Origin of the sequence: Oceanicola sp. S124, assembly GCF_000220565.1 — a bacterium.
Classification (GTDB): domain Bacteria; phylum Pseudomonadota; class Alphaproteobacteria; order Rhodobacterales; family Rhodobacteraceae; genus Pseudooceanicola.
Map to the genome: position 1 here is coordinate 15,465 of NZ_AFPM01000149.1, position 21,238 is coordinate 36,702.

16 protein-coding genes, 2 pseudogenes and 1 riboswitch are annotated in these 21,238 nt (G+C 70.0%); of the genes and pseudogenes, 2 read left to right on the top strand and 16 right to left on the bottom strand.

The features are described from left to right. Positions 1 to 12 precede the first annotated feature (12 nt). From OS124_RS26055 to OS124_RS0110255, 13 genes are all read right to left on the bottom strand, one after another. Positions 13 to 753 carry a tetratricopeptide repeat protein gene (locus OS124_RS26055; protein WP_010139474.1) on the bottom strand — a complete coding sequence of 247 codons (741 nt, stop codon included), beginning with the start codon at positions 751 to 753 and terminating at the stop codon, positions 13 to 15. Beyond that, positions 750 to 2,984, bottom strand: coding sequence for a glycosyltransferase family 2 protein (locus tag OS124_RS0110200; protein WP_010139475.1), 2,235 nt, complete (start codon positions 2,982 to 2,984; stop codon positions 750 to 752). Before OS124_RS0110200 ends, OS124_RS26055 begins: the two co-directional genes overlap by 4 nt. Then, entirely contained in the window at positions 2,984 to 4,384 is a 1,401-nt protein-coding gene (locus tag OS124_RS28275; RefSeq protein WP_337459422.1) for an autotransporter outer membrane beta-barrel domain-containing protein, read from the bottom strand. Before OS124_RS28275 ends, OS124_RS0110200 begins: the two co-directional genes overlap by 1 nt. A 112-nt stretch (positions 4,385 to 4,496) precedes the next feature. After that, positions 4,497 to 7,214: a beta strand repeat-containing protein gene (locus OS124_RS27995; RefSeq protein WP_029375334.1), complete on the bottom strand. Its 2,718-nt coding sequence runs from the start codon at positions 7,212 to 7,214 to the stop codon at positions 4,497 to 4,499. A 196-nt stretch (positions 7,215 to 7,410) separates the two neighbouring features. Further along, on the bottom strand, positions 7,411 to 8,127 hold the full coding sequence (locus tag OS124_RS0110215; RefSeq protein WP_010139478.1) for an ABC transporter permease: 717 nt from the start codon (positions 8,125 to 8,127) through the stop codon (positions 7,411 to 7,413). After that, a complete protein-coding gene (locus OS124_RS0110220; protein WP_010139479.1) occupies positions 8,124 to 8,819 on the bottom strand; it encodes an ATP-binding cassette domain-containing protein in 696 nt (231 codons plus the stop codon). Before OS124_RS0110220 ends, OS124_RS0110215 begins: the two co-directional genes overlap by 4 nt. Further along, positions 8,816 to 9,742: an ABC transporter substrate-binding protein gene (locus OS124_RS0110225; protein ID WP_010139480.1), complete on the bottom strand. Its 927-nt coding sequence runs from the start codon at positions 9,740 to 9,742 to the stop codon at positions 8,816 to 8,818. The genes OS124_RS0110220 and OS124_RS0110225 overlap by 4 nt, the downstream gene beginning before the upstream one ends. 3 nt (positions 9,743 to 9,745) lie before the next feature. After that, positions 9,746 to 10,540 carry a bifunctional hydroxymethylpyrimidine kinase/phosphomethylpyrimidine kinase gene (gene thiD / locus OS124_RS0110230; protein WP_010139481.1) on the bottom strand — a complete coding sequence of 265 codons (795 nt, stop codon included), beginning with the start codon at positions 10,538 to 10,540 and terminating at the stop codon, positions 9,746 to 9,748. Beyond that, positions 10,537 to 11,163 carry a thiamine phosphate synthase gene (thiE, locus tag OS124_RS0110235; protein WP_010139482.1) on the bottom strand — a complete coding sequence of 209 codons (627 nt, stop codon included), beginning with the start codon at positions 11,161 to 11,163 and terminating at the stop codon, positions 10,537 to 10,539. Before thiE ends, thiD begins: the two co-directional genes overlap by 4 nt. Further along, complete coding sequence (gene thiM / locus OS124_RS0110240; protein ID WP_010139483.1) at positions 11,160 to 11,960, bottom strand: hydroxyethylthiazole kinase; 801 nt, start codon at positions 11,958 to 11,960, stop codon at positions 11,160 to 11,162. The genes thiE and thiM overlap by 4 nt, the downstream gene beginning before the upstream one ends. A 73-nt stretch (positions 11,961 to 12,033) precedes the next feature. After that, a riboswitch (TPP riboswitch) is annotated at positions 12,034 to 12,127 on the bottom strand. A gap of 133 nt (positions 12,128 to 12,260) precedes the next feature. Then, entirely contained in the window at positions 12,261 to 13,631 is a 1,371-nt protein-coding gene (locus OS124_RS0110245) for an aminotransferase class III-fold pyridoxal phosphate-dependent enzyme (protein ID WP_010139484.1), read from the bottom strand. Between the two features lie 51 nt (positions 13,632 to 13,682). Continuing rightward, entirely contained in the window at positions 13,683 to 15,152 is a 1,470-nt protein-coding gene (locus tag OS124_RS0110250) for an NAD-dependent succinate-semialdehyde dehydrogenase (protein WP_010139485.1), read from the bottom strand. 123 nt (positions 15,153 to 15,275) lie between these two features. Further along, on the bottom strand, positions 15,276 to 15,770 hold the full coding sequence (locus OS124_RS0110255) for an Lrp/AsnC family transcriptional regulator (RefSeq protein WP_010139487.1): 495 nt from the start codon (positions 15,768 to 15,770) through the stop codon (positions 15,276 to 15,278). 214 nt (positions 15,771 to 15,984) lie between these two features. On the opposite strand from OS124_RS0110255, the gene OS124_RS26060 reads away from it, so the two are divergent. Next, positions 15,985 to 17,058 (top strand): siderophore-interacting protein, encoded by a 1,074-nt coding sequence (locus tag OS124_RS26060; RefSeq protein WP_010139488.1) that lies wholly within the window; start codon positions 15,985 to 15,987, stop codon positions 17,056 to 17,058. Here the strand turns inward: OS124_RS26060 and OS124_RS24305 are convergent. Next, positions 17,055 to 17,588: pseudogene (locus tag OS124_RS24305) on the bottom strand (ABC transporter ATP-binding protein); the annotation flags it as partial. The gene OS124_RS26060 and the pseudogene OS124_RS24305 overlap by 4 nt on opposite strands. Before the next feature lie 85 nt (positions 17,589 to 17,673). Beyond that, positions 17,674 to 18,441, bottom strand: a pseudogene (locus OS124_RS24310) (helix-turn-helix domain-containing protein); the annotation flags it as partial. Between the two features lie 93 nt (positions 18,442 to 18,534). Between OS124_RS24310 and OS124_RS0110280 the strand changes: the two are divergent. After that, positions 18,535 to 19,914 (top strand): SLC13 family permease, encoded by a 1,380-nt coding sequence (locus OS124_RS0110280; protein ID WP_010139491.1) that lies wholly within the window; start codon positions 18,535 to 18,537, stop codon positions 19,912 to 19,914. 4 nt (positions 19,915 to 19,918) lie between these two features. Here the strand turns inward: OS124_RS0110280 and OS124_RS24315 are convergent. After that, a partial coding sequence (locus tag OS124_RS24315) for an alkaline phosphatase D family protein (protein WP_010139492.1) occupies positions 19,919 to 21,238 on the bottom strand: 1,320 nt, incomplete at its 5' end.

The window sequence follows — 21,238 nt, forward strand, 5'->3', positions numbered from 1 at the left end:
TTGTGGCGCGGTTTATTCGGCCAGCTTGGCCTGGGCGGCGGCGTTGCCCAGCTCGGCGGCCTCGCCCAGCAGGGCCCTGGCGCGCTCGGGCTCGTCCTCGGCGATCAGCTCGGAGAGCGCGACCATGGCGAAGCTGTTCTTCTGCACCGCCGATTGCTCCAGCAGGGTCTTGGCGTCGGTCAGGCTTTCGGGCACGCCAAGGCCATCCCGGTACATCTCGCCGAGGCGCAGCAGGGCCCAGGCATTGTTCAGCTTGGCGGCGCGTTCCAGGTAGAACTTGGCGCGGGTCAGGTCCTGCGGGATGCTCTCGCCCTGCAGGTAGGCGTCACCCAGCTGGTAGTTGGCCCAGATGTTGCCCTGGCCGCCGGCGGCATCCAGCAGCTCGACCGCGCGGCTCGGCAGCGGGGCCACGCCGTCGCCGGTCAGCAGCATGCCGCCCAGCTTGTACTGCGCCCAGGCGTTGCCCTGGTCGGCGGCGTCGCCGTAGAGCTCGGCGGCACGGGCGCGGTCCTGCGCGACGCCCTTGCCCTCGTAGAGCATCTCTGCGGCCTTGTACTGACCCCAGACAGAGCCTGCCTCGGCGGCAGAGAGATAGAGGTCGAGCGCCGCGGAAAGCTGGTCCGCGTCGCCGCTCTCGACCAGCTTGTCGCCCTGGGCGACGGCGGCCACAGGGTCGGTCTGGGCAAGGGCAGCGCTCAGCGGGGCGGTGGCGAGGGCAAGCGACAGAAGTGCGATCTTGACGGGATGGGTCATCGGTCCTCCTCGGACGACAGGGGGCGGGGGGAAGCGGGCGCGATCTGCGCCGGGAAATCCCGCGGGTAGAGACGGCCTGCACTGGTCAGGCCTGCACCGGCATGGCCTGCACTGGACCGCGGAAGCGGGCTTGCAAGGGCCGGTGCCGGGGACGTGGTGGTGATGGGGGCGGATGGCCGGAAGAGCCAGGGAAGCGCCGCCCGGACGATCTGCGCCATGCGCAGGCCGAGGTCGGCGAAACCGTCGCGCAGCCCGACGAAGCGGATCAGCCCGTAGCTGTAGAGCACGATGTTGATCAGCGGGATCGCCACGCCCAGGGTCTTCTCGGTATGGAGGCCAATGGCCACGTAGAAGGTCATCAGCGCCAGGATCGCCAGGTTGAACAGGAAGGCATAGGGCGGGATGAAGCTGCGCGACGCCAGCTTGGGCGTGCGGGTGAAGCTGTGGCGCTTGCCGCCCGCCATCTGCCAGATCGAGGCGAGGATCCCCGCCAGGTTCACCGGCAGCAGCATCAGGTTCAGCGCGCAGACCCCGAACAGATCCCACCACTGATAGCCCATGCGGCGCAGGTCCAGCATGTAGAGCACGAAGTAGGGCGTCATGAACAGCGGGGCCCAGAACAGCGGGTGCGGCTGGTCCACCGCCATCAGCATCAGCGCCAGGATCCCGACATTGCCGATCAGCGGCGACAGCAGGTAGTGCGAGCGGACCAGCAGCATCGGCAGGGCGCGCAGCATGCCGCCGCGTTTCCAGGTGCTGCACAGCAGGTCGAAGAACAGGATCAGCCCGCCGTTCGCCCATCTCTTGCGCTGGATCGCCAGGGCACCGAAATCGGCCGGCGTGGCACTGTAGGCCATGGGCGCGAAGTGGTTGTGGACGTGCCAGCCCCGGTCCTGAAGGTCGATGGTCGAGCCTGTATCCTCGATCACCGTCTTGTCCTGCACGTAGACCTTCACCTGATGGCCGTTCTCTTGCCGGAGTTGGCAGATATCCTGAAGCGCCCTGGTGCGGATCACTGCATTGGCCCCGACCCAGTAGGCCGCGTCATAGTGGCTTGAGCCCTGGTGGATCAGATACTGGATATCGGTCGTCGCGCCCGCGATCCGTTCGACGGGCGAGGGGCCGCCGGGGAAGGTCAGGTAGGGCGTCTGGGCGACGGCGGCATCGGGGCGGTCCTCGAGCTCTCCGACGAGGGTGAGCATGTAATCCGCCATGATCACGCTGTCGGCGTCCAGGGTCAGCACGTAGTCGGTCTGCGGAATGGTCAGCTCGGCGCTGCTGGTTGTCGCCGGCACCAGGTACTGGCCATCGTCGCGGGTCTCGACATCCCAGTCAGAGCCCATCAGGCCGAGGTAGGCGTTGAGGTTCATCGCCTTGTTGGGCCCGTGCGAGAGATTGGCGAAGCGCTTGCGCTGGAAGCTCTCGATCCCGCCAGTCAGCAGGCAGGCCATCAGGTCGTTCTCGCGTTGCGGATCGCAGGCCGAGGTGCGGAGCAGGCGCCGTGCCTCACCCCGGAAGCGGCGCGCCAGGTCCTCGACCACACGCGATACGACGAAGCTGTCGACGTGGGCGAAGGAGGCGTCTCCCTCGTCGGCCAACTTGCGGGCGATGCCGTCCAGCCAGTCCGCAAGCGCCCCGTAGGCCGGTCCCCAGGGCGCGCTCGTTGCGGGAGCGGCCAGGGCGGCGTCGCGGATCCGGCGCCCTTCGGCCAGCCAGTCCTGCACTTCGGCGATGGCGCCCATGGTCTCGGCCAGGGCGGTGTCGTTGCCGGGGGAATCGTCGACCAGGACCACGATGCGCTTGTTGCGGTAACGGGCGAGGGCGGCGGACAGCACCGTCTCGATCACCACGCGACGGCTTTCCTGGTAGGACGGGATCAGCACGGTGACCGAAGGGGCGTCACTGCGCAGCAGCGCCGGATCGCAGTCGGTCAGCGCGGTGGCCCGGGGCCGGCGCGCGGCCCCGAGGCGGATCACCTGGTAGCAGAGGGCGCAGTAGAACAGGCCTCCGATCAGGCTGACGAAGGGCAGCATGGGCCAGCCATGCCGGTAAAGCGCATCCACGGCAAAGCCCGAGAAGATCAGGAAGAGCGTGGCGGACAGGCCGACCGACAGGCCGACCAGCCACAGCTCTGCCCGGTCCAGCCCGGCAGACAGGCGCGCCGGGCGGACCCCGCCCGCTGCCTTCGCAGCAGGCGGGGGGGCCGTTTCGGCTTGGGACCAGGAGACCATCAGAAGGTCTTGCGCATCTTGAGGCTGGCGACATGTTCCTGCGAGGAACTGTCGAAGTTGAGGTTGTACTGCGCTTCGGCCGACCAGCCGCCGACGTTGAAGGCGGTGAAGCCCGCGGCAAGGTTCCAGACCTGCCCGTCGCCCGCGCCCGTCGTCGAGAAGCCCGAGACCCCGGTGCCGTCCGAGGCGAGGGTCGCGGTCAGCGGCAGGTCGCTTTCGGAATAGATCGTGGTCCCGATGCGGGCGAAGGCGCGCAACACGCTGCCGTCCGCGTCGCGGCGGGTGGTGCCCACCTCGAGCGCGGGAGAGAGGCTGAAGACCACCTCCTCGCTGGCATCGACGCTCAGCGCGGCGCTGCCGCCGGTCTCGGTGAAGGCATCCGAGCGTACCAGGGTGGTGTCCAGGTCGACGCGCGGCTTCAGGAAGAAGCTGTCGTCACCGATCACGTAGGAGCCGCGCAGCTTCAGGTTCACCGACGAGACGTTGATCGAACCGGTCAGTGTCTGGGTCGCGCCGCCGACGGTGGCGAAGCGCGTGGTCGACAGATCCCCCCAGCTGCCGGTCAGCGCCGCCGAGAAGGCGAAGGGACCGGGGGCGTATTTCAGCGAGGCGCCGCCGTGGAACTTCATCCCGTGCGATCCGTCCCCATTGGGGTTGGTGGTGCGCGAGTTGGACAGGCCGATGCCGCCGCCGACACGCCAGTCGCTGCCGTTGAGGGCGCGCTGCATGCCGGTCGAATACATGGTCGAGACGGTGGTCGCCTCGCCGCCCGCCGCACTGTCCTGGGTCAGGTGGCTGTAGGTCAGCTTGGTCCAGTCGCAGGCACCTTCGGCGACTTCGGCATAGAGACCGGAGGGGACCGAGCAGCTCATCATCGTGTCCGAGAAGCTGAGGGCTTCGAGGAAGCCCGAGTCCAGCGCATCGACATAGGGCGTCGGGGCCAGGTCGTCGTAGGCAGACTGGGCGCCTTCCAGCGAGCCGCTGTTCAGCACCAGGGCTCCGATCTCGCCCAGGCCCTCGCCACCCGCCGCCATGGCGCGTTGCAGGTAGTCCGCGATCGTCCCGGCGGTGCCGGTCAGGCCCTCGGGGGCGAAGTTCAGCCCGGTGATGGTCACCTGCACGTCGCCGCCGTCGTTGACCGTCTCGATCGAGGCGGTGACGAAGGGGTTCTCGGTGATCGACAGGTTCTGCAGCGAGACGCCCTCTCCGGTCGAGACGAAGACGTAGCTTTGCGGCGTCGCGCTGGCGGTGACGAAGTTCAGCGTCACGGCCCCTTCCAGCGAGGCCATGCCCGAAACCTCGATCAGGTCGTTGGTGTCGACCGCGGCGCCCATGTCCAGATCCAGCAGCAGCGTGCTGGTCGAGGAGGTCTCGAGGTTGCCGGTCAGCGCGGTGGTCATCACGGTGCCGGTGCCGCCGGGCGACAGGGTGCCGGCGACGGACACCGTGTTGCCGGTGCCCAAGTCGAGGATCGAGCCGGTTTCCAGCAGCGAGCCCTCGTAGTTGTTGAAGTCATTGGCCCAGGGGCCCAGCACCACGTTGCCGCTGATCGTGCCGTAGTTCTCGACCAGGATGTCGTTGCCCTCGGCCTGGATGGCGTAGTCGTCCACCCCGCCGGCGTTGTCGATTGTGCCGTAGTTGGTGACGGTGTTCTGCAGGCCGGTGTCCAGGAAGACCCCCGCGAAGCCGGCGCCGCCGGTCACCGTGGCGCCTTCGGCGATATTGGCCGAGAGGTTGCCGAAGCCGGTCAGGCTGATGCCGTTGCCGGTGGCGCTGACGCTGCCTGTCCTCGGTGAGGGTTGCGGTGACATTGCCGGTGGCCGAGGCCGCGACCAGGCCGTTGCCGCCGGCGGTCATCGTGCCGGTGTAGGTCACGCCAACCTCGCCCGAGCCCTCGTTGATCGCCGAGGCACCATCGCCCCCCGCGTCCACGTCGCCGTCGACGGTCACCCAGACCTCGCCGTTCGACGAACTGGCCAGGACACCTGCGCCGCCGGCGTCGATGTCGCCGGTCATCTCGACGGTCACGGTGTTGCTGCTCTCGTTGCCGGCTTCGATGCCGGTGCCGCCGCTGGTGATGCTGCCGTCGGTCATCCGCACCACGACCGCGCCGGTCGAGGACAGGGCCGCGATGCCGCGCGCCTGGGCCCCGAGGTCGCCGGCCTTGCGGACATAGACGGTGCCCGCGCCCTCGTTCTGGGCCAGGATGCCGTCGCCATAGGCCGCGAGCGTGCCGTCCTGGGTCACGTTCACGTCGCCATTGGCGCTGTAGGCGTGGATGCCGGTATTGCCCGCGTCCAGCGTGCCGGTCTGTTCGACCGTGACGGTGGCCGCGCCGAGGCTCTCGGCGAAGATCCCGTAAGAGCCGCTGTCGACCGCCCCGGCAACCTTCACGGTGACGGCGGCATTGGGGCTGCGTGCCTCGACGCCGACGCCGCCGGCGAGGATGTCGCCGGTGTGCTGGACCGAGACCGTGTCGTAGCTGCCGGACGAGCCGCTGGCGATGTAGATCCCGCCCTGCGCCGCGTCGATGAGCCCGTTGGTCATGACCGAGGCCGCACCCTGGGCGGTGGTCAGGTGGACGCCGTTGCCGCCGGTCGAGGTGAGGTCGCCGGTCCAGTTCAGGGCGGCGGTCGCGTTGCCCTCGGTTTCCAGGTGGAAGGCATCATAGCCGCCGGTCACGGCGCCGCTGCCCGACGCGCTGACCGGGCCGTTGGCCGAATAGAGGTAGACGCCGAAGCCGTCGGTGCCGGTGATGTCGCCGGACCAGCTCAGCGCCGCGGTCTGCGCGCCGGTATTGGTGATGTTGACGCCGTCGAGGCCCGCCGCGATGGTGCCCGAGCCCTTCAGGTTGGTCGCCCCGCTGGACGAGAAGACCTTCACGCCGGTCCCCGAGGTCGAGGTGATGTCGCCGGTCCAGTTGACCGTGGCCGTGGTGCCTGCGGTGTTGCTGGCGGTGATCGCGTCAAGCTCTGCCGTGACCGTGCCGCTGCCGCTGACATTGGCGCCGCCGGTGGTCGACTTGGCCACCAGGCCGTAGCCGGTGGTCGCGGCGATATCGCCGTTCCACAGCACGTTGGCATCGCCACCGTCGGCATCTGCGGTCAGCGCATCCGTATGCGCCTGCACCGTGCCGCTGCCCTGGATCGTGGCGCTGCCGCCGATGGTCTCAACCCGCGCGCCGAAGCTCAGCTGCGAGGTGATGTCCCCGGTCCATTTCAGCGAGGCGGGCTGGCTGTCGTTCTCGGTCAGCACGTAGAAGCCGAAGTCGCCGGCGGTGACGGTGCCGCTGCCCTCGATATCCGCGCCGCCATTGGCGGAATAGACGCGGGCGCCAAAGCCGTTGGTGGCGGTAATGTCGCCGTCCCAACCCAGCCAGGCATCGGCCTCGTCGCCCCGGGCATCCAGGTCGAAGCCGTTCTGATCGGCGATGACCGTACCGCTGCCGGTGACGCTGACCGCGCCGTCATCAGCGCTCAGGACCACAGCGCTGCCGCCGTTCGAGGTGATGTCCCCATCCCAGTTGAAGCTGGTGTCCGCGCCTGCGCCGCGCGAATCAAGGGTCACCGCATCCAGTTGCGAGACGATGTTGCCCGACCCCTCTGCCGAGGCGGCGCCGTTGTCGGCCTTCAGGAAGATGCCACGGCCCTCGGTCGAGGTCAGGTCGCCGTCCCAGTTCAGGGCGGCGGCGCCGAGCCGGGGGTTGGTTGAGATCGCGTCGAGCGTCGCGGTCACGCTGCCCGTACCCTCGATCACTGCTGCGCCCTGGTCGGCATAGGCATGGATGCCGCGGCCGCCGGTGGCGGTGATGTCGCCCTCGTGGTGGATGTAGACATCGCCGTCGATGGTCCCGGCCAGGATGCCGTCAGCGCCCTCGACGATGATCGCCTGGCTGCCGGTATTGCTGAGCAGGGTGATATTGGTGGTCTCGGTCTCGTAGGAGATGCCGGCGACGCCCGCGGCGGGGGCGATGTCCTGGGTCAGCTCCTTGACCTCGAGGGTCACGAAGGGATCGGTGACAGAGAGGCCGGCCGACTGGTCGCCGGTGCAGGTGGCGGTCATGCCGTCCACGGTGCAGCCTGCGGCGGGCGGGGCGGGCGGCTCGATCGGAGTGGCCATGGCCGCGGTGGACACCAGCATCGTGGTGCCGAGCAGCAGCGTCAGGCCGGCAATGCCGCCCGTGGTGGTCGCGCCCAGTGTCCCCTGCGCGCGATGTGTCGTCCCAGCCATGATATAACCCTTAAAATCCATGTCCCCGATGCCGCCCTCAATTCCCCGGCGGCAATATCGCTCCCACTTAGCACCGTCGTCTTCCGTATGGTCAATTTATTAACGTGGGTATGCGTTCGAACCCCGGCCCCTGTTGCAAAGAGGTCGTGGCGAGGCATCTGTTCGGGGTGGCCCGCGGCAGGGGCCGGGCGCCGGGCTACATTCGGGCCCTTCTCAGCACCCGGTCCGTGCCGAGGTTCAGCAGCAGGGTCATCGCCACGATCAGCACCAGGGCGGCGAACATCAGGTCGATCTTCATCCGCGCGTTGGCCATCAGCATCAGGTAGCCCAACCCCTTCGAGGCGCCGACCCATTCGCCGATCACCGCCCCGGTCGGCGCATAGGTCACGGCGATGCGCAGCGCGGCGCCGAGATGGGGCAGGGCATGGGGCAGCCGCAGCCAGAGCAGGGTGCGCAGGGGCGAGGCACCGCTGATCTGGGCGAGGTCGAGCACGGCCGGCGGGGTCGCCTCCAGCCCGTCGCGCAGCCCCGAGGCGACGGGGAAGAACACCAGCAGCACGGTCATCGCCACCTTCGGCCCCGGCCCGTAGCCCATCCACAGGGTCAGCACCGGCGCCAGCACGAAGACCGGCAGCGCCTGCGAGGCGACCAGACCCGGCCCGGCCAGCCGCCCAAGGCGCGGCGACAGCGTCATCGCCACCGCCGCCGCGAGGCCCAGCACCAGCCCAAGCGCCAGCCCGGCCAGGGTCTCCGAGAGCGTCACCAGCAGGTTGGGCCAGAGCACCCCTGCATCGGTGAAAAGCGTCACCGCCACGGCCTGCGGCGCGGGCAGGATATAGGGCGGCACGAGGCCCGAAAGGCTGACGGCGGCCCAGGCGAAAAGCGGCAGCAGGACAGGCAGAAGGCGGCTCATGCGGCCTCCGCCAGGTGGGCCAGCAGGCGGGCGGCGGAGAGCGCCAGCTCGGGGTCGTCGGGGGCGCGGGGATGGGGCGGGGGCAGGGGCGGCAGGTCCTGCAGACGCCGGTCGCGCAGCAGCAGCACCCGATCTCCGAGGCGCAGGGCCTCGGCGGGATCATGGGTGACCATCATCACCCGGCGGCCCTGCAACTGCGCATGGGCAAGCGCCTGCATGCCCGCCCGGGTGGCCGGGTCCAGCGCCGAGAAGGGCTCGTCCAGCAGCACCAGCGGGGCGGCGTCGAACAGCACCCGCGCCAGCGCCACCCGCTGCCGCTGCCCACCCGAGAGAACCTCGGGCCGCTCCCTGCCGCGCCCGGCAAGTCCGACCGCCGTCAGCATCGCCTCGGCGCGCGCCGGGTCGGGGCGCGCACCGCGCAGCCGCGCGGCCAGCTGGACGTTCGCGGCGAGGCTCAGCCGGTCCTGCAACAGGTCCTGCTGTGCCAGCCAGCCGATACGGGACGGCACAATGCGCCGCCCCTCCAGCCGGGCGCCCGACGGCAGGCCGGCCAGCAGGCGCAGCAGCGTCGACTTGCCCGCGCCCGAAGGGCCCAGCAGGCAGGTCCAGCCGGGCGGCAGGGCCAGGTCCAGGTCGCGGACCAGCTCCTGCCCCTCCAGCAGGACGCGACCCTGCAGACGCGCTTCGCTCATTCCGCGGCCACGGCGATCTCGGTGACCTCGGGGGCGGTGGCGATCAGGCCCATCTCGACCATGTAGGCACCGAAGTCCGCATAGCGCGCGCTGTCCAGCGCCGCCGGATCGGTGGCAAAATGGGGATAGCTGTCGGCCCAGGCCAGTTCGTTCAGCGTATCGTCCACCTCGGCCGAGTAGCCGGCGAAGTCCAGCCAGCCGGCCTCGGGGGCTTCGGCAATCTCGCGCGCCGCGCGGGCGGTGGCCGAGAGGAAGGCGGCGATGCGCGGATCGTCGGTGGCCTCGCTGGCGGCAAGGTAGATCAGCTCGTCATAGGCGGGCACGCCGTTCTCTTCCGGCAGGAAGCAGCGCCCTTCGCGGCCCACGCCGGTCATCTGGTGCAGCTCGAAGTTGCGGAACGCGCCCGAGACCGCATCGACCTGGTCCGAGACCAGCGCCGGGGTGAGCGAGAAGTTGACGTTGATCTGGGTCACCTCCGAGGGCTCGACGCCATTGTGGCGCAGCATGCGGTGCAAAAGCGCCTCCTCGATCCCGGCCACCGAGAAGCCGACGCGGCGGCCGGCCATGTCGGCAAGGCTCTGCACCGGCCCGTCCGCATCCACCATCACGCAATAGAGCGGGCTGTCGATCAGCGTGCCGACCCGCTTCACCGGCAGTCCGGCGTCGTGCTGCAGGTAGAGCTGGGGCTGGTAGCTGACGGCCAGGTCGACCTCTCCGGCGGCGACCATCTTGGGCGGATCGGCGGGATCGGCGGGGGCGATGATCTGCACCTCCAGCCCGGCGTCGGCGAAATAGCCGCGTTGCTCTGCGACGATGATCGGGCCGTGGTCGGGGTTCACGAACCAGTCCAGCATGACCGAGAAGGGCTCGGCCATGGCGGGCAGGGGCAGAAGCAGGGCGAGGGCGGTGAGGGGGGTGCGCATCTGTCAGGTCCTTTGGGCGAAGAAATGGTCGGTGGGGCCGTGCCCCTTGCCGACCGAGAGATGGCGGGCGCCCGCGATGGCGCCCGAGATGTAGTGCTTGGCCCGGGCGCAGGCCTCGGGCAGGGGCAGGCCCTGGGCCAGCTGGGTGGCCAGCGCCGAGGACAGCGTGCAGCCAGTGCCATGGGCGGCATCCCCGGCGATCCGCGGCGCCTCGATCCAGCTTTCGCCCGTTTCGGTGACCAGCAGGTCCGGGCTGTCCCCGCCCGGAAGGTGGCCGCCCTTCAGCAGCACGGCGCGGGCGCCGAGCGCGCGCAGGACGTGGGCCTGGTCCTGCATCCCGGCACGGCTGGTCGCCTCGGGCGCGCCCAGCAGGTCGGCGGCCTCGGGCAGGTTGGGGGTGATGACACTGGCCAGCGGCAGCAGTTCGGGCAGGGCGGCGACGGCCTCGGCGGCCAGCAGCCGGTCGCCGGATTTCGCCACCATCACCGGGTCGAGGACCACGGGCAGGTTCCGCCCGGAGAGGACCTCGGCGACACAGCGGATGATCGGCGCGCTGCCCAGCATGCCGATCTTCACCGCCTGCACCTCGATGTCCTCGAAGATGGCGTCCAGCTGGGCGCGGATGAAATCGGGTTCGATCAGCCGGGCGGCGCGCACCCCTTGGGTGTTCTGCGCCGTCAGCGCCGTCAGCACCGCCATGGCATAGCCGCCATTGGCCGAGATCGCCTTCAGGTCGGCCTGTATCCCCGCCCCGCCCGAGGGGTCGGACCCGGCAATGGAAAGGACGTTGGGGATCATTGCTGCCTCCAGCTGTCGGCAAGGGCGCGGGTCGCGGCCTCGGGGTCGGCGGTGGCCGAGATGGCGCTGACCACCGCGATGCCCGAGCAGCCCGCCATGCGCACGGGCACCGTGTCGGCGGCGTTCAGCCCGCCGATGGCCACCGCCGGCACCGGCGCGGCGCGGGTGATTTCGGCCAGACCGGCAAAGCCGATGGGGGCGGCGTGGTCGGGCTTGGTCGCCGTGGCGCGCACCGGGCCGACACCGATGTGATCGACGCCCGGCGGCAGGGCCGGCAGATGCGCCAGCGTCTCGACCGAGACGCCCAGCATCTGCCCGGGCGCCAGCGCCGCCAGTGCCTCGGCGGCATCGCCGTCGCCCTGTCCGATGTGCAGCCCGTCAGCCCCGGCCGCCCGCGCGACCTCCAGCCGGTCGTTGATCACCAGCGGCACGCCCGCCGCGCGCAGGTCCGGTAGGACGCGCCGGGCGAGGGTGGTCAGCTCGGCATCCGTGGCGTGCTTGTCGCGCAGCTGGATCATCGCCGCCCCGCCGCGCATCGCCGCCAGCACCAGCGCTGCATCGGCGCCATCGGGGGTGACGAGGTAGACGCCGGGGATCAGCCTTGATTTCGCGGGTCCGCTCATGCCGGGCGAACCTGCGCCCGGGCCGAGAGCGTCGCCGCGTCGATCCCGGCCAGCGCATCGACGAAGTGCATGGCGAAGCTGCCGGGGCCCTTGGCCTGCTCTGCGGCGATCTCTCCGGCCAGCCCGTAGTAGGCCAGCGCCGCCACGGTGCCCTGCAAGCGGTCTCCGCTGGCCGCGAAGGCGCCGACCACGCCACCGAGGGCGCAGCCAAGGGCCGTGACCTTCGGCATCAGCGCATCGCCATTGGCGACACGGTAGTGGGTTGTGCCATCGGTGACGAAGTCCTCGGGGCCGGTCACGGCCACCACGGCGCCGCTCTGGCGGGCAAGTTCGATGGCCGGTTCGATGGCGGCCTCGACCCCGTGCACCGCATCCGCGCCCTTGCCCTTGGCGGTGATCCCCGCGCCGATGCCCGCCAGCGCGATCACCTCCGAGGCATTGCCCTTGATGATCGGGGGCGAGAGCTGAAGCAGCGCAGTCGAGGCGCTGTTGCGGAAGGCGGTGGCGCCGACCGCCACCGGGTCCAGCACCCAGGGGATGCCGCGTTCGCCCGCGACCCTGGCCGCGGCCTTCATGGCGCGCAGCCAGGGCGGCGACAGGGTGCCGATGTTGATCGCCAGCACGCTGGTGATGCCGGCGAATTCGGCGGCCTCTTCCTCGGCGTGGACCATGGCGGGCGAGGCGCCGGTCGCCAGCAGCACGTTGGCCATGACGTTCATCGAGACATAGTTCGTCATGCAGTGCACCAGCGGTGCAGCGTCGCGCATGGCGGTGAGAGGGGTTCCCCAATCGGTCATTCCGGGCTCCTTCGGGCGCGGAATGACGGGGGACCTCCCGTGACAGGCGGGCCCGCGATGAGGGCCCCCGTGACAGGAGGGGTCCGCGACTTCCTACGCCAGCATGATCTGGTTCAGGTTCAAAGGGTGCTTCTCAGCCCGCAACGCGGACGCCCCTGTCGGATGGCCTAGGGTTAACGCCTGCCCGGGGCGGATGTCCAGAGGGCTTGTCGCGCAACGCGAAACCCCCGGCGCCAAAGGCACCGGGGGTGGCGTTCCGTGTCTGGTCCTGCCGCAGTCCGTCTGCGGCCCCGGGCGCTGTCAGCCCAGCACGTCCTTCACCGAGTTGGCCAGCTTGCCGGCGATCTCCTCGGCCTCGGCCTCGGTCAGGCAGAAGGGCGGGGCGAAGCCCAGGATATCGCCCTGCGGCATGGCGCGGCTGATCACGCCCCGGCCCAGCAGGGCGGCGTTGACGGCAGCGCCGACGCCGCGCTTGGGGTCGAAGAAGCTGCGCCCCTCGCGCTCTTCGACGAACTCGACGGCGCAGAGCAGGCCCTGGCCGCGGATGTCGCCGACATTGGGGTGATCGCCCAGGGCATCGCTCAGCGCGGCCTTCAGGTGCGCGCCGACCTTGCCGGCGTTCCCGACCAGCCCCAGCTCGTCGATCAGCTTCAGGTTGGCGACACCCGCCGCCGCCCCGATGGGGTGGGCCGAGTAGGTCCAGCCGTGTCCGATCGGGCCGTTCTCGTCGGTGCCCTGCTCCAGCACCTTCCACATCTTTTCGCCCACGATCGAGCCCGAGAGCGGCGCATAGGCCGAGGTCAGACCCTTGGCGATGGTGATCAGGTCTGGCCGCATGCCGTAGTGATCCGAGCCGAACATCGAGCCGAGCCGTCCGAAGCCGGTCACCACCTCGTCGGCGATCAGCAGGATGTCGTGGCGGTCCAGCACCTCCTGGATCGCGGGCCAGTAGCCTGCGGGCGGGGGCACGAGGCCGCCGGTGCCAAGCGCCGGTTCGCCGATGAAGGCGGCGATGGTGTCGGCACCCTCACGCGCGATCAGCTCTTCCAGCGAGGCCACGCACTGGGCGACGAAATCGGCCTCGGACTGGTTCAGGTCCTTGCGGCGGAAGTAATAGGGCGCATCGGTGTGCAGCACGCGGTCCAGCGGCAGGTCGAACTTCTTCTGGAAGGCCTCCAGCCCGGTCAGCGAGCCGGTCATCAGGCCCGAGCCGTGGTAGCCACGCCAGCGCGAGATGATCTTCTTCTTCTCGGGCAGGCCACGGATGTTGTTGTAGTACCAGACCAGCTTGATGTTGGTCTCGTTCGCGTCCGAGCCGCCGAGGCCGAAATAGACCTTGGACATGCCCGCGGGCGCGCGGTCGAGGATCATCTTCGCAAGCGTGATCGAAGCCTCGGTGCCGTGACCGACATAGGCGTGGTAGTAAGCCAGCTCCTTGGCCTGGGCCGCGATGGCCTCGGCGATCTCGGGGCGGCCATAGCCGACGTTCACGCAGTAGAGACCGGCGAAGGCATCCAGCAGGCGGTTGCCCGCGCTGTCCTCGATATGGCAGCCCGAGCCGCCGGTGACGACGCGCTGCGCCAGGTTGCCCCGGGCGAATTCCGCCAGGTGGGTGGAGGGGTGGAAGAAGTTCTCGCGGTCCCAGTCTTCCAGTTGCGTGTTCTTCAGCATGTCGTCCTCTTTCTTCTGAATTCTGCTTTTGCCGGCGGGGGAGGCCCGGCCTCAGGCCCAGTCGCGGCAGACGTATTTGACCTCGGTGAAGGCTTCGAGGCCCTGGCGGGCGCCTTCGCGGCCCACCCCGGATTGCTTCATGCCGCCGAAGGGGATCGGCGCGCCGGTGACCTTGGTGCGGTTGACGGCGACCATGCCGAACTCCAGCCCGCGCGACAGGCGGTAGATGCGGCGCGGGTCCAGCGTGTGGACATAGGCGACAAGTCCGTATTCGGTGGCATTGGCGCGGGAAAGCGCCTCGTCCTCGGTATCGAAGGGGGCGATGGCGGCGACGGGGCCGAAGGTCTCTTCGCTCATGATCAGCGCCTCGGCAGGGACGTCGGCCAGCACCGTCGGCTGGTAGAAGAGCGGCCCCAGATCGTCGCGCTTGCCGCCGGTCAGCAGCGTCGCGCCCTTTGCCACCGCATCGGCCACCTGGCTTTCCTGCTTGGCCACGGCGCCCTCGTTCATCAGCGGGCCGATATCGGGATCTTCCATGCCGGTGCCGAGAGTCAGCGCCTTGGTGGCCTCGGTGAAGCGGCGGCAGAATTCCTCGTAGACCGGACGTTCGACCAGGAAGCGGTTGGCGCCCAGGCAGTCCTGCCCGGAGGTGGCGAACTTGGCCTTGATCGCCTCGGAGACGGCGCGGTCCATGTCGGCATCGGCGAAGACGATGAAGGGGGCGTGGCCGCCCAGCTCAAGCACCAGCCGCTTCACCGTCGCGGCGGACTGGCGGTAGAGCAGCCGCCCGACCTCGGTCGAGCCGGTGAACGAGAGCGCCCGGATGCGCTTGTCCTCCATCCAGCGCCCGACGATCTCGGGGGCCTTGCCGGTCACCACGTTGAAGACGCCATCGGGCAGCCCGGCCTGCTGGGCCAGCTCGGCCAGGGCCAGTGCCGAAAGCGGCGTTTCGGCAGAGGGGTGGACGACCACGGTGCAGCCAGCCGCCAGCGCGGCGGCGGCCTTGCGCGTCACCATGGCCGAGGGGAAGTTCCACGGCGTGACGAGGGCAGCGACACCGAGCGGTTCGCGCCAGATCTCGACCTCGGCATCGGGCAGGTGGCTGGTGACGCCCTCGATGTTGGGGCGCTTGGTCTCTTCGGCGTAGAACTCGATGAAGCCGGCGCCGTAGTCGATTTCGCCGCGCGCTTCAGAGAGGGGCTTGCCCTGTTCCAGCACCATGATGCGGGCCAGTTCCTCCTTGTGGGCCAGCACGAGGTCGTGCCAGCGGCGCAGGATGCGGGCGCGGTCCTGCGGCAGGGTGGCGGCCCAGGCGGGGAAGGCTGCCGAGGCGGCATCGACGGCGGCCTGCGCCTGGTCGGCGCTCAGGCTGGCGACCTGGCAAAGCTCACCGCCATCGGCGGGGTTGGTGACGGCAAAGCTGGCACCGTCCTCGCCTTCGATCCATTGGCCGCCGATATGGCTGCGGCGGTTGATCAGCAGGCTTTCGGCGATGGTGCAGGAGATCTCGGAGATATGCATGGACGCGGGCTCCCTTCTGTTCGGGGGCAGCATCGCAGGGCCTCGCGGCGGATGGGGCCGAAGTGCAGCGCGCCGGCGGGCCAAACAGCGGCCCGTGGCGCGGGGGGCAGCACGTTTGGGCTGTCAGCCCCGCGCGAAGGCGTCGCCGAACAGCAGGTCCAGCGGCGGCAGGCCGGGGCCCTTCACCGGCTTGGTCACGATATAGGTGAAGTACCGCGCCAGCCCGATGCGGGCTTCCAGCATGTGGTCGATCAACGCCTGATAGCTCTCGATGTCGCGGGTGACGATCTGCAGCAGGTAGTCGAAACCGCCGCCAAGGGCCCAGCAGGCCACGACCTCTTTAAGGCCCTGCACCGCCTGTTCGAACCCCTGGAACGAGGCCGCCTTGTGTTCGCCAAGTTCGGCGGCGACGAAGACGGTGACCGAGGGGCCCAGCCTGCGCAGGTTCAGCCGCGCGCCGTAGCCCTCGATCAGCCCGGCCTTCTCAAGCCGCTTCAGCCGCGTCCATGTCGGCGAGGGAGACAGGCCGATCTGTTCGGCAAGCTCGACCTTGGTGATCCGGCCATTGGCGGCCACGGCCTTCAGGATGGCAAGATCGCGCGCGTCCAGTGCAGTCATCGCAGTCGGGTCCGGTGGGTTGGGGCAGGGCGGTTCATCCTCCATGGCACAGGGGCGCAGGGGTTTGAAGGGGAAACCGATATCGTCCGGCGCCCGGGCGGGCAGCCTGCCGCGCCTTGCGTGCGAAATTCTTGACGGTTTTGCTAGGTTTTGCTACGCCGCACCCGACGGCCCGCCGCGTGCGGGTTCCCGGACCCGGCAGAAAGGCGCGCCCATGAACATGTCCTCCGACCCGCAGAGCTTTTCGATGGACGCGCTGATCACCTGCATCGACGGCCCGGCGACCTTCGCCGCCCTGCGCGCCCGCAGCCTGGAATACGGCGTGGTGCAGGAAGACCGCCCGGGCCGTTTCGCCTGCACGACCTCGGTCGGCCTCGTCGACCTGCGCCAGGATGAGCGCGGGCTGGTGCTGGGGGTGCGGGCGCGCGATGCGGGCACCCTGCAGATGATGCGCGACACGGTCTTCCACCTGACCGAAGAGCTGGAGGGCATCAGCGGCGTCGCCTGGGCCGGAGAGGCGACCCGACCAGCGACGGATAGCCCCTCGCTGCCCGCCAACTTCCGCCTTGTCACGGTGACCGGCGCCTGGCGGATCAACCGCGATTTCATCCGGCTGCGGGTCAGCGGCGAGACCCTTGCCCCCTTTGCCGAGACCGGCATGCACTTCCGCCTGGCCATCCCCGCGCCGGGTCGTACCCCGGTCTGGCCCCATGTCACCCCCGAGGGCCGCACGCGCTGGCCCGAGGGTGAGGACAAGCTGCACAACCCCGCCTACACCATCGTCGCGGTCTCGCCCGAAGAGGGCTGGATCGAGTTCGACGTCTACACCCATGGCCGTGGCCCGACCTGCGCCTGGGCCGAGGGCCTGCTGGCCGGCACCGAGCCGCGCATCCAGGTGGGGCTTGCCGGACCCGGCGGGGGCTGGTTCCCCCAGACCGACGACCTGCTGATCGGCGGCGACGAGACCGCCCTGCCGGCCATCCTGCGCATCCTCTCGCACCACGAGGGCCGGGCCCGGGCGGTGATCGAACTGGCCGACGAAGCCGCCCAGGAGGCGATCCCCGAGGATATCCGCCCGCTGGTCGAGGTGCTTTGCCGCGACGCCGGAGGCTCGGCGGCGGACTGGCTGGAAGCGCGGGTGGATCAGCACGGCACGCCCGGCTTCCTCTGGTTCGCGGGCGAGACCACGGCGGCGCAGCGCCTGCGTGCGCGAATGCGCGAGGACTGGAAGCTGCCGCGCGGCGCGCATTACCTCTCGGCCTACTGGACTGACACGCCAGCGGCCTAGGCCCCGGAGGCCGCCTCCATCCGGGCCCCTGGCCCGTTCCCGGCCAGCATCCCGTGCCGCCCGAGCGGCAGCATCATCGGCCGCCCCGAGACCGGGTCGGCGATGATCCGGTTCTTCAGCCCGAAGACCTCGTCCACGTTGTCTTCGGTCAGCACCTCCTCGGCGCTGCCCTTGGCGTGGATGCGCCCGTCACGCCGGGCGACCAGCCGGTCGGCGTAGTTCACCGCAAGGTTGAGGTCGTGCAGCACCATCACGACGGTCGTGCCCCGGTCACGGTTGAGGTCGCAGAGCAGGTCCAGCACCTCGACGTGGTGCGCGATATCAAGATGGGTCGTCGGCTCGTCCAGCAGCAGGATGTCGGTGTCCTGGGCCAGGGCCATGGCGCTCCAGACCCGCTGGCGGTGCCCGCCGGACAGCTCGTCAACGGCGCGGTCAGCCAAGGCTTCGTTGCCCGTGGCCTCCAGCGCGCGGGCCAGGGCGGCCTCGTCCTCGGGGCGTCAGCGGGCGAAGAGGCCCTGGTGCGGATGCCGCGCCGCGCCCGCCCGTGGCTCCGGTGAACTGGCGCGGCGCCGCGCCCAGGGTGCGGCGGAAGGCGGCGATGAAGGCCGAGGCCGAGCCGTAACCGAGTACCTCGGCCACGGCGCTGCTGCTCTCGCCCCGTTCCAGCCGTTCCAGCGCCACCAGCATCCGCTGTCGGTTGCGCCACTGGCGAAAGCTCAGCCCGGTCTCGGCGCGGAACAGCCGCGCCAGGGTGCGCTCGCTGGTGCCGGCCCCGGCGGCCAGCTCCGGCAGGCCGCGCACCTCGCCGGGCGTGCGGTTGAGATGGGCGGTCACCTGCACCAGTCGCGGATCGCGCCCGCCCGGCAGGCCAAGCGCGCTGGTCTCGAGGCGGGCGATCTCGTCGATCAGCGATAGGCCGAGGCGGCGCCAGGGAGCTGTCGCACCGCCACGCGCAGGGGTCTGGCCCATGGCCCCGGCCTCTGAGAGGCGTACCGCCATTTCGCGCGACAGGGCCGAGAGGCGCAGCACCGTGGGCCGGGTCTCGGGGCGGGCGCGGGTAGCGCAGGAGGGATCGACGAAGACATTGCAGGTGACGATATCGGTCTCGCTGCGGATCGAGTGGCTCTGGCCGCCGGGCACCCAGACCGCATGGCTGGGCGGGACGATCCAGGTGTCATGCCCGGCCTCGAGCCGCATCACGCCGGTCAGGGTCAGGGCCAGCTGGGCGCGGGGATGGGCATGGGGCGCCACCTGCTGCCCGGCGCGGATCAGGTGGCCATGGGCCGTGGCCGGGCGCCGGGGATCCCGCAGGTCGCCCGCGGTGCCGGGCCTGTGGTTTGGCGGAAACTCTACATCCCGTGTCATGATGTATAGATAGCGCATCGCCGGGCATGGGTCTAGAAAGGCCCTGGCCCGCGAGGGTCATCCGGGAAGGGGCGGGCGCCGGGCGCGCCCGGCAAGCGGAGGGGGCGTCTGATGCGCTACGTGAAGGAAATCCTTGTCGGGCTGATCGCCCTGCTTGCGGCCCTGCTGGTGGCCTTCGGGCTGCCGGGGCTGGACCCGCTGCAAGCGCGTACGCTGGCGGTGGTGCTGGTCACCCTCAGCCTCTGGGGCACCGGTATCGTGCCGGGCTACCTCGCCAGCCTGCTGTTCCTGACCGTGGTCGTCATCGGCGGCCTCGCCACGCCCGAGGAGGCCTTCTCGGGCTTCTCCTCGCAGGCCATGTGGCTGGTGATCTCGGGCTTCATCATCGGCGAGGCGATCCGTGGCAGCGGCCTTGGCACCCGCCTGGCCGAGGCGATCGGACCGCGGCTGAGCCACAGCTATTCCGGGCTGCTCTTCGGGTTGATGGGCCTGTGCATGGTGCTCAGCTTCCTGATGCCCTCGTCGGTGGGGCGTGCGGTGGTCATGGTGCCCGTGGGCATGGCGCTGGCCGACAGGCTGGGCTTCGGCAAGGGCTCGAACGGGCGGATCGGCATCGCGCTGACCATCGCCTTCGGGGCGCATATGCCGGGCTTCGGCGTGCTGCCGGGCAATATTCCCAACCTGGTGCTGGCCGGCGCGGCCGAGCGGCTCTACGGCGTCAAGCTGTCCTACGCCAGCTACCTGCTGCTGCACTACCCGGTGCTCGGGCTGATCAAGGCGCCGCTGATCGTGCTGTTGATCCGCCGTTTCTTCCCGGCCGAGATCACGGCGCGCGCCGCGCCCGGGGCCGGCGGAGCCGTCCTGCCCTCGTCTGGGCGCCAGGCCTGGCTGCTGAGCCTGCTGCTGGTCACCCTGGCGCTGTGGTTTACCGATGCCTGGCACGGGATCAGCCCGGCCTGGATCGGCATGGCGGCCTCGGTGGTGATCCTGATGCCGCGCATCGGCTTCATGGAGGGGCCGGATTTCAAGAAGGCCATGGACTTCGCCACCCTGCTGTTCATCGCCGGGGCACTGGGACTGGGGGTGGTGGTCACCGAAAGCGGCCTTGGCCCGGTGATGGCCCATGTGCTGACCGAGGCGCTGCCGCTGGCACCGGGGCATGACTTTGCCAGTTTCGCCTCGCTGGTCGGTCTTGGCGCGGCAACGGGGGTCTTCACCACGATCCCCGGCGTCCCCGCCGTGCTGACCGTGCTGGCCGGAGAGCTGAGCGAGCTGACTGGCCTGCCGCTGGATGCGGTGATCATGACCCAGGTGATCGGCTTCTCGACGGTCTTCTTCCCCTACCAGGCGCCGCCGCTGCTGGTCGCCATGGGGCTGTCGGGCGAAAGCGTGAAGCCGCTGCTGCGCATGTGCCTGGCGCTGGCCGTGATCAGCCTGCTGGTGCTGATGCCGCTGGCCTACCTGTGGTGGCAGCTTCTGGGCTGGATCTGAGCCACTAGAGCCGGTTCACGCCGGGCTGCCCGTCCAGCACCGCGAAGCTTTGCGCCACCCGGGCCGTGGCGGCGTGGTCCTTGCGGTCGCTGATGGCGATGAAATCCACCTGCGCCCTGCGCTGGCCCAGCTCGGCCATCGCATAGCCGTGCTGGGCCCCGCTGGCGAACTTCAGATGCGGGTTCTCGGCCTCGGCGGTAGCGACGGCGCGCGCCGAGGGCGGGTTCGAGGTGATCGAGCCGGTGACGAACTCGCTCGCCAGGGTCGGCGCCGCCTCGGCCCCGAAGTCGCGTTTCACGTCAGCGGCATAGAAGGCATGCAGGTCGCCGCCGATCACCAGCGGATTGGCCAGTTTCGCCCGCTGGATCGAGTCCAGCAGCCGCCCCCGTGCGGCCCGGTAGCCATCCCAGGTGTCGCCGCTGTAGCCCGTGCCGGGACCGGGTTCGAGGTCGCGCTCGGAGAGCAGGGTCTGCTGGGCGATGACGCTCCAGCGGGCCTGAGACTGCTGCAGGGTGCGGTCCAGCCAGGCTTCCTGCTGCGCGCCGAGGTAGCTTTGGCCACCGCCGCCGGGCTGTGGCAGCGTGCGGTACTGGCGGCTGTCCAGCAGTGCCAGGTCCAGCAGGTTGCCGAAGCGATGCTGGCCATAGATGCGGAACTGCGCGAAGTCGCCGCCGGCGTGGGGCGGCACCGGCATGTGCTCGTACCAAGCCTGGTAGGCGGCGGCGCGCTGGCGCAGGAATCCGGGGCCACCGGTGACGCCGGGGGCTTCCTCGCCGTGGTAGTTGTTGATCACCTCGTGATCGTCCCAGATCACCAGCCAGGGCGCGGCGGCATGGGCAGCCTGCAGGTCGGGATCGGATTTGTAGAGCGCGTAGCGGTCGCGATATTCGCGCAGGGTCGAGGGATTGCCGGTGCCGTGACTGCGCACATGCCCGGCGCCGTAGCTCATTTCATAGATGTAGTCACCGAGGTGGACGACCAGGTCCAGCTCGCGGCGGGACATGTCGCGCAGCGCGGCATAGTAGCCCTGCTCGTACTGCTGGCAGGCGGCGAAGGCGAAGCGGAAGCGTTCGGGCCGGGCGTCGTAGGCGGGCGCGGTGCGGGTGCGTCCCGTTGGGCTGAGGGCCTCTCCGGCGCGGAATCGGTAGAAGTACCAGCGGTCGGGGCGCAGTCCGGTGACGGCGACATGGGCCGAATGGGCGAAGTCCTCGACCGCGCGCAGGACGCCCTGGCGGACGACGCGGGCAAAGCCCTCGTCCTCGGCCACTTCCCAGAGCAGGTCGACCGGCGGGCGGGGCTCGGCCTTGACCAGGGCGAAGGGATT